The organism is Halomicrobium zhouii (assembly GCF_900114435.1).
GTDB classification, from domain to species: Archaea; Halobacteriota; Halobacteria; order Halobacteriales; family Haloarculaceae; genus Halomicrobium; species Halomicrobium zhouii.
Genome location: NZ_FOZK01000001.1, coordinates 699,511 through 715,334, shown reverse-complemented (window position 1 = coordinate 715,334; position 15,824 = coordinate 699,511). Strand labels below are relative to the sequence as shown.

General features: G+C 68.2%; 12 protein-coding genes. 7 read left to right on the top strand and 5 right to left on the bottom strand.

What is annotated here, in order from left to right; genetic code table 11:
• Positions 1–10 precede the first annotated feature (10 nt).
• Both BM337_RS03360 and BM337_RS03355 read right to left on the bottom strand, forming a co-directional pair.
• The gene (locus BM337_RS03360; protein WP_089813894.1) at positions 11–1,159 is read right to left on the bottom strand and encodes a site-2 protease family protein; all 1,149 of its coding nucleotides are present in this window, start codon (positions 1,157–1,159) and stop codon (positions 11–13) included.
• Positions 1,160–1,321: 162 nt separating this feature from the next.
• A complete protein-coding gene (locus BM337_RS03355) occupies positions 1,322–1,564 on the bottom strand; it encodes a DUF7123 family protein (RefSeq protein WP_089813892.1) in 243 nt (80 codons plus the stop codon).
• A gap of 384 nt (positions 1,565–1,948) precedes the next feature.
• On the opposite strand from BM337_RS03355, the gene pyrH reads away from it, so the two are divergent.
• From pyrH to argS, 4 genes are all read left to right on the top strand, one after another.
• Positions 1,949–2,668 (top strand): UMP kinase, encoded by a 720-nt coding sequence (gene pyrH, locus BM337_RS03350; protein ID WP_089813890.1) that lies wholly within the window; start codon positions 1,949–1,951, stop codon positions 2,666–2,668.
• Positions 2,665–4,455, top strand: a complete 1,791-nt coding sequence (lysS, locus tag BM337_RS03345; RefSeq protein ID WP_089813888.1) for a lysine--tRNA ligase — start codon at positions 2,665–2,667, stop codon at positions 4,453–4,455. Before pyrH ends, lysS begins: the two co-directional genes overlap by 4 nt.
• Before the next feature lie 303 nt (positions 4,456–4,758).
• On the top strand, positions 4,759–6,528 hold the full coding sequence (locus BM337_RS03340) for a site-2 protease family protein (RefSeq protein ID WP_089813886.1): 1,770 nt from the start codon (positions 4,759–4,761) through the stop codon (positions 6,526–6,528).
• A gap of 69 nt (positions 6,529–6,597) precedes the next feature.
• Complete coding sequence (gene argS / locus BM337_RS03335; RefSeq protein ID WP_089813884.1) at positions 6,598–8,349, top strand: arginine--tRNA ligase; 1,752 nt, start codon at positions 6,598–6,600, stop codon at positions 8,347–8,349.
• Between the two features lie 652 nt (positions 8,350–9,001).
• Here argS and BM337_RS03330 read toward each other — a convergent pair.
• A complete protein-coding gene (locus tag BM337_RS03330) occupies positions 9,002–9,820 on the bottom strand; it encodes a MinD/ParA family ATP-binding protein (protein WP_089813879.1) in 819 nt (272 codons plus the stop codon).
• Positions 9,821–9,955: 135 nt separating this feature from the next.
• Between BM337_RS03330 and BM337_RS03325 the strand changes: the two genes are divergently transcribed.
• Together BM337_RS03325 and pdxA are read left to right on the top strand one after the other, a co-directional pair.
• Positions 9,956–11,218 carry a four-carbon acid sugar kinase family protein gene (locus BM337_RS03325; protein ID WP_089813877.1) on the top strand — a complete coding sequence of 421 codons (1,263 nt, stop codon included), beginning with the start codon at positions 9,956–9,958 and terminating at the stop codon, positions 11,216–11,218.
• Positions 11,211–12,209: a 4-hydroxythreonine-4-phosphate dehydrogenase PdxA gene (pdxA, locus tag BM337_RS03320; RefSeq protein WP_089813874.1), complete on the top strand. Its 999-nt coding sequence runs from the start codon at positions 11,211–11,213 to the stop codon at positions 12,207–12,209. Before BM337_RS03325 ends, pdxA begins: the two co-directional genes overlap by 8 nt.
• Here the strand turns inward: pdxA and BM337_RS03315 are convergent.
• Positions 12,206–13,516 (bottom strand): nickel pincer cofactor-dependent isomerase, group 22, encoded by a 1,311-nt coding sequence (locus tag BM337_RS03315; protein WP_177227120.1) that lies wholly within the window; start codon positions 13,514–13,516, stop codon positions 12,206–12,208. The two genes, pdxA and BM337_RS03315, sit on opposite strands and share 4 nt — an antisense overlap.
• Positions 13,517–13,875: 359 nt before the next feature.
• On the opposite strand from BM337_RS03315, the gene prf1 reads away from it, so the two are divergent.
• A complete protein-coding gene (gene prf1 / locus BM337_RS03310) occupies positions 13,876–15,129 on the top strand; it encodes a peptide chain release factor aRF-1 (RefSeq protein WP_089813872.1) in 1,254 nt (417 codons plus the stop codon).
• 241 nt (positions 15,130–15,370) lie between these two features.
• Here prf1 and BM337_RS03305 read toward each other — a convergent pair whose 3' ends face one another.
• On the bottom strand, positions 15,371–15,763 hold the full coding sequence (locus BM337_RS03305; protein WP_089813870.1) for a DUF6276 family protein: 393 nt from the start codon (positions 15,761–15,763) through the stop codon (positions 15,371–15,373).
• Positions 15,764–15,824: the final 61 nt, after the last annotated feature.

The following is a 15,824-nucleotide window of genomic DNA, read 5'->3' as shown; positions in this document are numbered from 1 at the left end:
AGACCAGCGATCACACCTGGGCGCCGAGTTCGAACGGGATGGGCGTGAAACAGAGGATACCGAGGACGAACGTCAGGATGGCGAGTGCGACGCGCTTGTCGTCGAGCGGCGTATCCCGGATGGGCGTGGCCGGCCCGGCGTAGGCCAGGCCAGTCGCGAGCAGCCCCCACATCACCCAGACGCCGACGGCGTTGGTGACGTCCGAGACGAAGTAGAGGTAGCCGGCGAGGCCGAACAGCGCCGCTGGGACGGCCGCGGCGACGGTCTCCTGGCGCTCGCCGAAGACAGACCGGGCGATGTGGCCGCCGTCGAGCTGGCCGACGGGCAGCAGGTTCAACACCGTGATGAACATCCCGACCCAGCCGCCGAAGACGACCGGGTGGTAGGCGCCCTCGGCGAGTTTCGCCGACGTGCCGGTCGCCGCGGCGATGCCCTGGAGCAGGAGCGGGAAGTTGAACTCGACGATGGTGGCGCCGGGTTCCGGCGTCCCCTGCTGGACGGCGAGGGGGTCCAGTTGCAGGCCGATGGCCGAGACGACGACGGTAGCGACCAGTCCCGCCAGCGGGCCGGACGCGCCGATGTCGAACAGCGCTTTCCGGTTGGGAATGCGCCCCTTCATCCGTATCACCGCGCCCATCGTCCCGATGAGCGTCGGGAAGGGGATGAAGTAGGGCAGACTCGCCTCGACGCCGTGGTAGCGGCTGGCGACGTAGTGGCCGAGTTCGTGGACGGCGAGCACGCCGAGGACGGCGGCGACGAAGGGCCAGGCCCGGAGCAGCGCGAGCGGGTTGCCGGTCGGGTCGATCCGGTACCACTGGACCCCGCCGACGAGGAGCGTCGAGCCGATGGTGAGCAAGAGGAGGACGACGTTCGTCCACGGGACGCCGTCGATACCGGGCGTGCGAGGGCGGGCGACGAGCACCCACCCGTGGGTCGGGATCTGGACGTCCGACTCAGGGTCGTAATCGCGCTCCAGCGAGAGCTCGTACCCCGCGTCGTGGAAGGGTTCCCAGAGGCGCCGTTCGATGGCGTCGGGCGTGGTTCGCGGGTCGCCGACGTACAGCAATCGGTCGCCGTCACGCCGAACCTGGTAGACGTGGAAAACCGGCCTGAGTTGCTCGACAGACGGCGCACCCGCCAGCGAGTCGCCCGCGTCCATTATCGGGAAGGTAGGCCGTGGGCGTGCATAAAACCCCGGACGGGCGACGGTTCACGACTGGGCGACTGGCCGTGAGCAGTTCGCAGGAGTACCTCACAATCCGGGCGAAAGGGGAACGAATGGGGAACGAAAACAGGGTGTGTGGAGGGGACCGCGGGCGGCCTAGACCGATTCGACGCGCCAGGTCGTCGCGCTCGTGTACGACCACTTCTCGACCTCGAGTTCGGCCGAGTCCTTGAGCTTGACCATCAGCGCGCCGATCTCCTTGGGGGAGAGGCCGACTTCGTCGGCGATGAACTTGCTCTTGAAGTACATCTCGCCGTCGGCTGCCTTGTCCTGCAGGAAGGCCTTCAGTCGGTCTTCCTTACTGAGCTGTTCGCGGGAGGGCTGCGCAGTTACGCTCATGTTGTTGACCTCGACTGTCCATTACCCCGGGACGAGTATATAAAGAAAGGAAGCTTCGAGTCACTTCGGGCACTTTCAGGTTGAAACGTCGGCACGCCGATTTTTCACGACGTTTCGAGAGACACTTAGACCTTTTACAATCTTCTCTGAGAGAGTGCTGCGACGATCCAGCCGACGTTTCTGAACGGTTCAGAAAGGGTCGATTGAACGGCAAACGGGGCGTAAAACAAGCATTTATTGCCGATAGTTTCCACCGGTCTGACGGTCGTCTGACGACCAGAGATACCCGGAGGCCCGGGTCTCGAGTCAGTAAGTCGTAGTCCCGGGGCCGGCGTCGTTCGGGGTTGACAACCCTTAAGACCGCCACGGGGGTACGCCGACCCAATGAAGGTAGTCGTCTCCGTCGGCGGGAGCGTCCTCGCGCCGGACCTCGAAGCCGACCGGGTCTCCCAGTACGCGGCAGCGCTCGAAGCGCTCGACGACGAAGGCCACGAACTCGGTGTCGTCGTCGGCGGCGGGCCCACCGCACGCGAGTACATCCAGACCGCCAGGGAGCTGGGCGCCAACGAGATCGAACTCGACGAGATCGGCATCGCCGTGACGCGACTCAACGGTCGATTGCTCATCGCCGCCCTCGACGAGCGGGCCGCGCCCACGCCCTCGGAGACGTACGAGGACGGACGCGAGGCCCTGCGGCGCGGCGACATCCCCGTCCTCGGCGGCACCGTCGCGGCCCAGACCACCGACGCCGTCAGCGCGGCCTTCGCCGAGTACGTCAACGCCGACCTGCTCGTCTACGCGACGAGCGTCCCCGGCGTGTTCAGCGCCGACCCGAACGTCGATTCGGCGGCCGAGAAGTACGAGGAGATGAGCGCCGACGAACTCGTGGACCTGATCGCCGACCTGGAGATGAACGCCGGGTCCAATGCCCCCGTCGACCTGCTGGCCGCGAAGGTCATCCAGCGCGCGGGCATGCGAGCCATCGTCCTCGACGGCAATGACCCCGAGGCCGTCGCACGCGCCATCCGGACCGGCGAGCACGACGGGACCGACGTCCTGCCGAACGGCCACGAGACGGACCCCGCCGACTGGACCGACGCATGAGCGAGAGCGACGCGGACTCGGTGACGACCGATCCGTACGCCGTCGGTGGACGAGAGAGCGGCGATGACGATGGCGCCGACGCACGACACGTCTTCTGGGCCGACGAGGTCGCCGACCGCATCCTCGAACGTGATCCGAGCGAACCCATCGTCGTCAAGGGCGGCATCTCGCCCTCCGGCGTTCCCCACCTCGGCAACGTCAACGAGATCATGCGAGGCTACGTCGTCGCCGAGGTCCTGCGCGAGCGCGGCCACGAGGTCCGGCAGGTGTTCACCACCGACGACCGCGACCCCCTGCGAAAACTACCCCGGAAGCTCGCCGACCTCGACGGCAACGTCGTCGACCTGGGCGAGGTCAACGCCGGCGCGCTGGGGAAGAACCTCGGCCACCCCTACACGGACATCCCGGACCCGTTCGGCTGCTGTGACTCCTACGGCGACCACTTCTCGTCGCTCATCGAGGACTCGGCGAACCTCCTGGGCGTCGACATCGACGTCGTCTCGACGACCGACCTCTACGAAGCGGGCGAGTTCGAGGAACTCACGCGCCACGTCCTCGAACACCAGGACGAGGCCCGCGAGGTCCTCTCCGAGTACCAGGACAAGATCGACGAGGAGTACGTCCCGTTCAACCCCATCTGCGGCGAGTGTGGGAAGATAACCGAGACCGTCACGGCGGTGGACCTCGACTCGGAGACCGTCGACTACGTCTGTACCGACATGGAGGCCGGCGACCAGACCATCCAGGGCTGTGGCCACGAGGGAACGGCCACCTTCCGCGAGGGGAAACTCCCCTGGCGCTTCGAGTGGCCTGCCGGCTGGGACGTTCTGGGCGTCGACTTCGAACCGTTCGGGAAGGACCACGCCGAGGGCTCGTGGCCCTCCGGCGTCGACGTCGCCGAGAACGTCTTCGACATCCAGCCGCCAGTCCCGATGGTGTACGAGTGGTTCACCCTCGACGGACAGCCCTTCTCCTCCTCCGAGGGCCACGTCGTGCTGGTCCACGACCTCCTGAAGATTCTCGAACCCGAGGTTCTCCGGTACTTCTTCACGAAGGACCCCAGCAAGGCCCGGGACTTCAGCGTCGAGCGCCTGGACCAGACCGTCGACGACTTCGACCGCACCGAGGCCATCTACTTCGGCGAGGAGTCGGGGAGCGAGCGCGAGGAGGCCCTCGCCGACCGGACCTATCCGCTCTCGATCCGTCCCACCGTCGCCAACGTGTTCGCCGACCAGTTCGACGAGGTTGGCTGGCAGACCCTGGCCGACGACCCCGAGGTTCGCGTGCGCGTGAACGACCTGCTTGACGACGAGTTCAGCGACCGCGTCCGGATCCCGTACACCTTCGCCGCCGTCCTGGGGATGTTCGACGACCCCGCCCTCCGCGAGCAGGTCGCCCGGAAGGAGGGGCACCTCACCGACGCGACGCCCGCGTGGGCCGTCGACACGGCCCTCGGCCGCGTCGACCTGGCCGCCGAGTGGGCCCGCCGCACCGACAACGAGTTCAACTACGAACTCAAGCGCGCCGAGATCCCCGATGCGGAGTTCGACGAAGCGACCGAGGCCGCGCTGGACGAACTCGCCGACTTCGTCGCCGAGGGTCACGACGGCGAGGAAATCCAGGGCGAAATCTACGAGACCGCCCGGCGCCACGACCTGGAACTGGGTGACTTCTTCGGCGCCGGCTATCGCCTCCTGTTCGACGAGGACGAAGGGCCCCAGCTCGGCCCCTTCATCGCCAAACTCGACCGTGAGTTTGTCGTGAAGCGCCTGCGACGGGAAGCCTGAGTTTCTCGCGGTGAGGCGATTTCCGGGACGGCGACGGCTGCCATCAACCAGAAAACCCAGACCGACTGGTCTGTCAAAACGGGTGGGACTGAAAGGGGCCGCCTCCTCGACGAAGGACGACGACGTAAGCACCGGAGAGAGGGAACGCAGTGACCGATCGAGGAGCGCAACGAGTCGCCCGAGTCGAGGAGGCGGGGGCTTTCCAGTTGTTTGCGGTCGTGGTGAAACCGTCGTCACTGCGGATCGCTTTTCCCGACCTCCATTCCAAACCCTCTTTGTCGGGCGCCGCCAGGATTACGACGAATGGTGAGCACGCTGACGTGGGTCCTCGCCGGCCTCGTCGGATATTCGATACTCGCGATGGCGTTGCGGACCCACGGACTGCTTCCGAAGTCGGTCAAGGTCTCCGGGCCGATCATGACCTTGCACACGAAGCGGGGTCGGGAGTTCCTCGACTGGGCCGCCCAGCCGAAGCGCTTCTGGCGGGCCTGGGGGAACCTCGGCATCGGGATCGGGCTCGTAGTCCTCGCGGGCTCCTTCCTGCTCGTGGTCGTCGGCGCGTTTCAGGCGGTCCAGAACCCACAGCCCTCCGCGTTGAACGAACCGCGGAACGTCCTGGCGATCCCGGGCGTGAACGACTTCCTCCCGCTCTCGGTCGCCCCGGAGATTGTGACCGGGCTCGCGCTCGGCCTCGTCGTCCACGAGGGCGGCCACGGCCTCATGTGTCGCGTCGAGGACATCGACGTCGAATCGGTCGGGCTCGCGTTCCTGACGCTCGTCCCGGTCGGCGCCTTCGTCGAACCCGACGAAGAGGACCTCAGGCTCGCTGATCGCGGCGCCCAGTTGCGGATGTACACGGCCGGGGTGACGAACAACTTCGCGATCGCACTGGTCGCGCTGATCCTCCTGTTCGGCCCAGTGATGGGCGCGTTCGCCGTCGTCGACGGCGCACCGGTCGGCGGCGTCCAGCAGGGAACGCCCGCGGCCTCGGCCGGCATCGAACCGGGAGCTGTCGTCACCGGCGTCGACGGGACGCCGATCTCGGGAAGCGCCGAGCTCTCCGCAGCGCTGGCGAATGCGACGGGCGACACGGCCGAGCTCACGCTCGCGAGTGGTGAGACGGTCACCGTCGACCGCTCAGTCGTGGTAACGAGCGCGTCGCCGCGGGCCCCCGTCGGAGTCAACAGCACCATAACCGCAGTGAACGGGACCGCCGTCAACTCGGAACGGGAGTTCGTGCGCGCCGCCGGGAACCACAGCCTGGCCGAGTTGACGTTCGCGAACGGGGAGACGCGAACCGTACCGCTCGGGGCGCTCGCACGCGTGACGCCAGACGCCCCCCTCGACGAAGCCGGCGCAACGGCGGAGGCGGACCTCGTGGTGACGCACATCGATGGGCAGCGAATCCTCACGCCGAACGACCTGCGGACTGCGCTGGATGGCCGACCAGCCGGTGAACAGGTCACGGTGGCCGGCTACCTCGACGGAAGTCGGGTCAGCTACACGGTCACGATGGCCGAGGGAGGGACCGACGGCGACGGCATCATCGGGGTCGATCGGTTCTCCCGCGGCATCAGCGGCTTCTCGGTGACCGACTTCGGCATCGATCCGTACCCGGCTGGGGCGTTCCTGGAACTGCTCGGTGGCGACGCCGGTGACGACGGGACGCCCACTATCCCGTTCACCCAGCGCGTGTTTACCGTCCTGTTGCTCCCCTTCGCTGGAGCCGGCGTCGGCGCGTTCGGCTACAACTTCGCCGGGTTCACCGGGTTCGCGACGAACTTCTACGAGGTCCAGGGACCGCTGGGCGCCTTCGGTGACGGACCCGCCTTCCTCCTGGCGAACCTGCTGTTCTGGACCGGCTGGATCAACCTCGTCATCGGCCAGTTCAACCTCATCCCGTCGTACCCACTGGACGGCGGCCACATCCTCCGGGCCTGTAGCGAATCGGTCATCGCCCGCCTGCCCGTCGACAACAAGCGGACGCTGACCAGTACAGTGACTGGCGCCGTCACCGTCGCGATGCTGCTCGGACTCGTCGTCATGCTGTTCGGTCCGCAGTACCTGGCCTGACCGGCGTTCGGCAGCTTCCGCGGACGGGGCATTCGTTATTCCTATACCGGCGCCCCTGATAGCGCGAGTATGTTCCTGCAGCTCCGCGCGGAGGTTGAGGACGCCCTGACCGGGGCGCTGGAAGCGCTCGACCTCCCGACAGACGACCTGGGGATCGAAGAGCCGCCGGAGGACGTGCCGGCCGTCGTGGCCTCCAGCGCCTCCTACCGGCTGGCCGGCGAACTGGGCGCGCCGCCGCCGGAAGTCGCGAGCGAGATAGCCAGTGAAATCGACGCCGCCGGCCTCGACTACGTCGAGAGTGTCGAAACCCAGGGCCCCTACGTCAACTTCCTGCCGAGCGACGCCTACTTCGCCGAGACACTGGAAGCCGCGCAGGCCGACGGCTTCGGGCACCTGCCCGAGCGCGACACCAGCGTCGTCGTCGAGCACACCTCCGCGAACCCGACGGGGCCGGTCCACGTCGGCCGGGCGCGCAACCCCATCATCGGCGACGCGCTGGCTCGCGTGCTCGAGTACGCCGGCTACGACGTCGAGACCCACTACTACGTCAACGACGCCGGCCGCCAGATCGCGGTGTTCACCTGGGCCTACGAGACCTTCGACGAGGACGACCTGCCCGAACCCGAACGGGACTCCCCGGAGTACGACATGGTCCGGTACTACCGCAAGGGCAATGCATTCCTCGAAGACGCCGACGCCGACCGCGTCGACGAGGCCGAGAACGAGATTCAGGCGATCCTCCAGGGCCTGGAGGAGGGCGACGAGGAGACCTACGAGCGCGTCGGCGAGGTCGTCGACACGGTGCTGTCGGGGATGACCGACACCCTGGCTCGCTTGCCGGCGGAGTTCGACGAGTTCGTCAAGGAGACCCGCTTCATGCGCGACGGCTCGACCGACGACCTGGTCGACCGGCTCAAGGAACTCGACCAGGCCATCTTCGAGGAGGACGCCTGGCAACTGGAACTCGACGACTACGGCATCGAGAAGAACATGGTGTTCCTCCGCTCGGACGGCACCTCGCTGTACACCACGCGCGACCTGGCCCACCACGAGTGGAAGCTCGCCAACTTCGACGAGGCCGTCACGGTGCTGGGCGAGGACCACAAGCTCCAGGCCGACCAGCTCGACGCCACGCTCGACCTGCTGGGCAACGACACCGACCGCATCCGCTCGATCCACTACTCGTGGGTCAACCTCCCCGAGGGCGGCATGAGTACGCGCGAGGGCACCGGCATCGACCTCGACGACCTGCTGGACGAGGCCGTCTCCCGCGCCCGCGACGAGGTCGAGGAGCGCATGGACGACCGCATCCGCGACGACGACCTGACCGAGGCCGACGTCGAGCGCATCGCCCACCAGGTCGGCGTCGGCGCCGTCCGCTACGACATCGTCGCCAAGCAGCCGACCAAGGGCATCACCTTCGAGTGGGAACGGGCCCTGGACTTCGAGGCCCAGTCCGCCCCCTACGTCCAGTACGTCCACGCGCGCTGCTGTGGGATCCTGGACGAAGTCGGCGGCGAGGTGCCGGACGGCGTCGACTACGGCGCCCTCGACGCCCAGGAGGCCGAAGACCTCCTGCGGGCCATCGCCCGCTTCCCGGCCGTTATCGAGCAGTCGGCCGACGAACTCCGCCCCCACGTCGTCGCGACGTACACCCGGACGCTGGCCGAGCGGTTCAACGCCTTCTACCGCGAGTGCCCGGTGCTCACGGCCGACGAAGCGGAGACCCGCGACGCCCGGCTCGCGCTCGTATCGGCCGCTCGCCACGCTGTCGCGAACTCGCTCGACGCGCTCGGCGTCGAGGCGCCCGACTCGATGTGATCGTCGAGGGGATTTGGTGTTTGGTTCGTCTGTTCGGCCGTTAGCTCCGGTGCAAGGCCTGGTTTGTGAATTGCTCGGGTGATATGGTGAGATAGTGCTGGAAGAAAGGAGACTGCTAACAACCAGAAAGCCCTCGGCGCGCTCCGGTCCCGGGGCTTGCTGCGCTCCTCGCTGCGCTGCGGTGCTTACTGCGCCCGGGTTCCCGGAGCCCGCCTCGCCCTTTCAGTCCGCCAGGCCCGCACAGCACCGCAACCCTGCCCTTCCCCTGGTCGCGCGATAAAACGCGCTCCCGGCCGACCGCCGCGCAGTTGCTGAAGGAAGCGTGATTCGCGCCGGACGGCGCGAATTCGGGGAGGTTTGGTGGCCATAATCGCGAGCGCGTTTCATCGCGCGAGCGAGGCTGATCCTGGCGGAATGAAAGGGCGAGGTGCGGTCGCCGACGTCCGACGAAGTAAGCACCGCAACGAAGTGAGGAGCACAGCGAGTCGCACGAGGCGAGCGCACCGAGGGCTTTCGAGTTGTTCGACTTCGTGCCAAGAGCGACAATCCTGTAACCCACCAATCGATACGTAGCTCACCTGTACTGAACAGATCGAGCAGTCGTTAGCAGTAGAGACGAAGAACACCACGACTCCCGCGGACACATCGCCACCTAGTTGAACAGGCCGAAGACGCCGCCGGACTCCTCTTCTTCCTCGTCCTCGTCGTCCTCGTCGGCGTCGCCGTCGACGAACCACTCCTCCTCGAACACCGTCTCCAGTTCTCCCACGGTCTTGCCGCCGAAGAAGAGGCCGTCGAGGTTGTCGGTCAGCAGCCGGAACGCCTCGGCGGCGGGGCTCTCGGGCGTGTTGACGACGAGGGGTTCCTCGCTGGTCGCCTTCTGGTCGTCGGGGACGACGGCGAGCAACTGGAAGCCAAGGCGGTCCTGGATCTCGGCGACGTCGGTGTGGCGGGTCACCCGGTTGAGGACGGCGCCGATGACGTCGCCGTCGATGCGGTCGGCCAGCTGGGCCGTCTTGACGGTGTCGCCGACGGCGACGTCGTCGGGCGTCGTCACGAGGACGATGCCGTCGGCCAGGCCGAGCGGGACGGCCACCTCGTGGCTCAGCCCCGCACCGGTGTCGATCATGACGACGTCGTAGGCGTTGCGCAGCGTCTTGATCACCTGCCTGAGCTTCGCCGGGTCGGCGTCGGCGAAAGCGTCGAGGCTCTGCTCGCCGGGGATGATCGTCAGCCCGCCCGGCGCGTCGGTCAGTGCCTCGCTCACGGCCGCGTCGCCGGCGAGTATCTCGTGGAGACTGGTCGCGTGGTCGATACCGAGCATGGCCCCCAGATTCGCCATCCCCAGGTCGGCGTCCACCACCACCACGTCGTGGCCCTTCTCCTGCAGCGCGGCACCGACGTTGACCGCGGTGGTGGTCTTGCCGACCCCTCCTTTCCCGCCCGCGATCGTGCAAACGTACCCCGCCATAGTGTGCTAGGTAGGCACAGGAATGGCTATCATATAAAGCCGTCCGTCGCAGCGGCCGGAGAGACCCGTCATACGCCACACAGGTTCTGTGCCCGCGACCCACCGCTTATGACCGACCGAGCCCTGGCCGAGGGTATGACAGCCACGACGCTGGTCGTCGCCGACGACCGCTCGGGCGCCTGCGACACGGGCCACCAGTTCGCCGCCCGCGGCTTCGAGACGGTCGTCGTCGGCCGCGACCACTCGGCCACCGCGGACGTCCTCGTCGTCGACACGGACTCGCGCTACGCCGACGCGACCACCGCCGGCGAGCGAGTACGAGAGGTCGTGACGACCCGGGACCCCGACCTGGTCTACAAGAAGGTCGACTCGACGCTCAGGGGCAACCTCGTCGCGGAGGTCGACGCCGCCATCGCGGCCAGCGGCGCGGACCTGGCCCTGGTCGCCCCCGCGTTCCCCGCCGAAGGCCGGACGACCGTCGGCGGCTACCACCTCGTCGACGGGACCCCCGTCGCCGAGACGGCCGCCGGGTCCGACCCCGACGCACCCGTCGAGACCTCCCACCTGCCGACGCGCTTCGCTGACTCGAACTACCCCGTCGAGCACCTCCCGGTCGACGCCGTCGGGGACGCGTCGACGGTCGCCGACCGACTCGCGGACGCCGCAGGTGAGGATGGCCCGGTGGTCGTCACCTGCGACGCGGCGACAGACGACCACCTCGCCGCCATCGCCGCCGGCGCCCCAGACGCCACCGGCACCGCCGGCGCTGGGCTCGCTGACAGCCCGCTCGACGTGGTGTACGTGGGCAGCGCCGGACTCGCCCGCCACGTCACCGTCGGGCGCGAAACCGACCCGGTCCTCGGCGTCGTCGGCAGCGCCAGTCCCCGGACGTTCGACCAGCTCGACGCGCTCCCCGACGAACAGGTCGTCGTCCTGGACGGCCCCGCCCTGATCGACGACGAGGCGACGGCCGTCGCGGCGGCCGTCGAACAGACCCTCGATCGAATCGAGGACGGAACGGCCGCCGTCGTCACGGCGGCCGAATCGACCGCGGACGTCGAGGCTACCCTCCAGGCCGCCGACGCGGCCGGTCTCTCGGGTTCGGTGGCGCGCGAGCGCGTCGCCTCGGGGCTGGCGGCCGTCGCGGCGCGAGTCACCAGGGCGTCGTCGCCGGGGGGCTACCTGCTCTCCGGCGGGGCCGTCGCCGCGGCGACGCTCGACGCGCTCGACGCCGAGGGCCTCCGCCTCACCGGACGGGCAGTCGAGGACGGAGTCCCAGTCGGCCGAGTGGTCGGCGGCGCCGCGGCCGACCGTCCAGTCGTCACGAAAGCCGGCGCCTTCGGCGACTGGAGGACAATCCGTAACTGCCTCGACGCCCTCGCTGGGTACGATGAGTGAGCACAAGCCGGTCGTCGCCGTGACGATGGGCGACCCCGCCGGCGTCGGCAGCGAAGTGATCGTGAAGGGCCACGCGCGGGCGAGTCGGGACGCGATCCCCGTCGTCGTAGGCGACGCCGACGTCCTCCGGGATGCCGTCGAGGTCAGCGGATCGCCCCTGTCGATTCGAACCGTCGACGACCCCGCCGACGCCCGCGACGACCAGGAGATTATCGACGTGATAGACCTCGACAACGTCTCGGACCTCTCCTACGGCGACCTCCGGGAGGCCTACGGCGCGGCGAGCCTGGAGTACGTCGAGCGGGCCATCGAACTCGCGACGTCGGGGGCCGTCGACGCCATCACGACGGCGCCGATCAACAAGCAGGCCACCCGCATGGCCGGCAGCGAGTACGCCGGCCACACGGGGATGCTCGCCGACTACACCGACACCGACCACTACTCGATGCTGCTCGTCGAGGACGACCTGCGCGTCAGCCACGTCAGTACGCACGTGCCACTCTCGGAGGCCTGCGACCTCGTCACCGAGGAGCGGGTGTTCCAGACCGTCCGCGTCACCGACGACGCCTTGCGCTCTCTCGACGTCGACGCACCGACCGTCGCCGTCGCGGGGCTCAACCCCCACGCCAGCGACGGCGGCCTGCTCGGCGACGCCGAGGCCGAAGAAATCGAGCCAGCTATTGAGCGCGCGCAGAACGAGGGTATCGACGTCGTCGGTCCCGAGTCGCCGGACACCGTCTTCTCGCAGGCCGCCGCGGGCGACGACGTCGACTGCGTCGTCGCCATGTACCACGACCAGGGCCACATCCCCATCAAGATGCTCGGCTTCGAATCAGGGGGCGTCAGCGGCGTCAACGTCACCATCGGCCTCCCCATCGTCCGGACGAGCGTCGACCACGGGACGGCCTTCGACATCGCCGGCGAGGGGATCGCCTCCGAGGAGAGCCTGGTCGACGCGGTCGAACTCGCGGCGCGGATGGCCAGGAATTAGAGCGGCGTCTCCAGCTCGCCGTCGGCGTCGAACGCGAGCGGTTCGAGGTCGCTGACGGCCACCTCGGAGTGGTCGGCGAGTTCGTCGGCGACCGGTTCGGAGACCAGCAGGTCGTCGGGTTCCAGCGTGTTCTCGATGCGCGCGACCCGCAGGTCCGCCGGGTCGCGGACGCCAGTCATCGAGCAGGCGACGAGGAGCGCCGTCGCGTCCGCCGGGACGGTATAGGGCAGGCGCGCCCGCGAGGGCTCGCCGCTCGTGGCGATGTTGACGTACGTGTCGCCCAGGTCGATGGCCTCGAGGACGTCGACGTGGGCGAAGTCGGCCAGCCCGACGCCCACCGCGTTCCCGTGGGACGCCTCGGTGAGCGAGCGGACGTAGACGCGCGTGATATCGGGCTCGTCGGGTTCGGCCTGGCCGTGGAAGTCCACGCGACCGAGGACGTTGGTGTCCATCCCGGTGCCGCTGATCTCCTTGCCCATCTCGTCGACGACCAGCAGGTCCAGGTCGTCGACCGGCAGGGTCGCGAGGAGCTCCTTCGAGCGGTCGAGGAGGTCGGGCTCTTCGTCGAGGATCCGGTCCGCGGGGAGACCGACGATTTCCGCGGCGTGCTCGTGGGCGTTCTCCAGCAGCGCGAGCCCACCGACGACCGGCGCCGCGTCGAGGACGATTTCGGCTCGCTCGCCGATCACCGCGTCGAAGCCGCGCGCCAGCGCGGCGTTGTGGGTCACCTCGGCCCCGCGATGTTTCCCCATCCCGACGACGGCCATCTTCGCCAGACCGCTCTCCAGCCCGCCGCTGTAGTCGGTGTGGGCCTTCACCCGGTTGGCCAGGACGACGCCATCGGCCGCCAGCGCGTCTTCGGCGACGAACACCGGCCGGCCCTCGACGTCGGTCCCGACCTCCTCGACCGCCATCGACGACCGGATCGGACAGCCCACTCGCTCCTCGGTGACCCCCACCGACCGGAGCGTCTCGACCTGCCCCTCCGCGGTCGCCCCACCGTGGCTCCCCATCGACGGGAACACGAACGGCTCGTACCCCCGCAATTCGACCTCGTCGACGACCGCCGCCAGCAGTTCGGGCGCGTCGGCGATGCCCCGACTCCCGGCCGTGATCGCCACTTCGCCGCCGGCCGGGACATCCGAGAAGTCTAGCGCTTCGACCGCGTCCTGCGTCGCCGCGCGGACGTCGTCGACCGCCGGCGGGTCGCGGTGGCGCCTCGCCCGCGCGAACCGCGGCAGGTCCCCAAGGTCGTAGTCGTTGGCTCCCTCCAGGCGTTCCCGGCCGGGGATCGAGAGATCGACCATGTTGGCTACGTGTGAGTGACGCTGATGCTTGATGGTGTCGGCGGGCGGCGTCGGCTGTAGGCCCGCTCGCCATAAGGCGCCCCCTCGCTTCGGTCGTCGCGCGCCTCCCTGCTCACGGCTCCCGCGGGTCGCCGTTCGCACGTTCGTCGGTCCCTCCTTTCAGTCGGGACCGACCGCTGCTCGCGTGTCGCTCACTCCGTTCGCTCCCGCTCGCACGTACGTCGGGCCGCTCGCTTCGCTCGCGCCCCGACCGCTGCTCACGGGTCGCTAGCGCTTCCCGTTCGCCATACGGAGGCCCGCCCTTCGGGCGCGCCTCCCTGTCAACACTTTCTTACGCTCCCTCGGCCAATTCATGCCTAATGAGCGAGCAAGAGCAGGAGCAGACAGACAAACAGAAGTACGAGTTCCGGAAGGTGATAGAGGAACTCAAGGGCTACGATGGGTCCGGGACCCAGCTCGTCTCTATCTACGTTCCCGAGGACAAGCTCGTCAGCGACGTCGTCGCTCACGTCACGCAGGAGCACTCCGAGGCGTCGAACATCAAGTCGAAGGACACCCGAACGAACGTCCAGGACGCCCTGACCAGCATCAAGGACCGGCTGCGCTACTACGACACCCACCCACCGAAGAACGGGACCGTGCTGTTCTCGGGCGCCGTCGACGCCGGCGGCGGCCAGACCGACATGGTCACCGAGGTGCTGGACAGCCCGCCCGAGCCGATCCAGTCGTTCCGCTACCATTGCGATTCGCACTTCCTGACCGAGCCCCTGGAGAACATGCTGGCCGACAGCGGCCTGTTCGGTCTCATCGTGCTCGACCGACGGGAGGCGAACGTCGGCTGGCTCAAGGGCAAGCGCGTCGAACCGGTCAAGTCAGCCTCGTCGCTGGTCCCCGGCAAGCAGCGCAAAGGTGGCCAGTCCGCCCAGCGATTCGCCCGCCTGCGCCTGGAAGCCATCGACAACTTCTACCAGGAGGTCGCCGGGATGGCCAACGACCTGTTCGTCTCGCGGCGCCACGAACTCGACGGCGTGCTCGTCGGCGGCCCCTCGCCGACGAAAGACGAGTTCCTCGACGGCGACTACCTCCACCACGAGCTCCAGGACAGCGTCCTCGGCAAGTTCGACGTCGCCTACACCGACGAGTCGGGGCTGTACGACCTGGTCGACGCCGCCAGCGAGGTGCTCGCCGAGCGCGAGATGCTGGAGGACAAGCAGGCGATGGAGCAGTTCTTCAAGGAGCTCCACGACGGCAACGAGGCCACCTACGGCTTCGAGCCGACCCGCGAGAACCTCATCATGGGCGCCGTCGACCAGCTGCTCATCTCCGAGGACCTGCGCCAGGACGTCGTCACCTACACCTGCGAGAACGGCCACGACGAGCGCGAGATGCTCGACCGCCGGAAGTCGACGCCGGACCACGAGTGCTCGCGCTGTGGTGCCACCGTCGACGCCGACGAGGCCGAGCGCGAGGACGCCATCGACCACCTGATGGACATCGCCGACCAGCGCGGGACCGAGACGCTGTTCATCTCCACGGACTTCGAGAAGGGCGACCAGCTCCTGTCGGCGTTCGGCGGCGTCGCCGGCCTGCTCCGGTACTCGACCGGCGTCTAATCAGTTTCTAACCAGTCGCTCGCGAACGAGCAGAGGCACAAGTGTGGACGCCCCAGAGGGGACGCCCACGATGCGGCAGTCCGGATGGTGGCATGGGACGGGTCGAAGGCGGACCCGGGGACTACGAAATGCCAAACTGTCAGAGGGATGGCTGCGTCCTCGGCATCCGCCGTGCCGTCGTTGCCGCAGCCGTTGGTATACAAGGCTTGCGTAAATCAGTCCTACCTTACTAGTTAGGAGTTCACAGCAATTGGGCCAGTTGACGCCGCCGTCCCCGGAGATCCGTCGCCGGTTCGAGCGCCGGGTCGTCCGCCAATCGGTCGACGACGAGCAACGGATCCGCGCCCGCTCGCTCGACTCGTTCGAGGAGCGCCGATATCTCCTGGCGATAGAGCGCGAGCGACGAGAGGAGACCGAGCAGCAGCGCCATCGGCACCGCTGCGTCGTCGTTCGACGGGAACACGTCGCTGACCGCCGTGAAGTCGGGTATCTCGTCGGGGGGATCCGACACCGGGTGGAGCGTCAGGCACCGCCGACAGATGGCCGCGCCAGGTTCGTCGCCCGGGAGATACTCCCGATAGGCCTGTTCGACGGGGAAGGCGAGCGTCGGCGCACCGCACTCCGGACAGTCCATGGCGCTACTGGACGCGGCACGGGGAAAAAGGACGCGGCGGTGGCACTCGGCCCCCACCCGG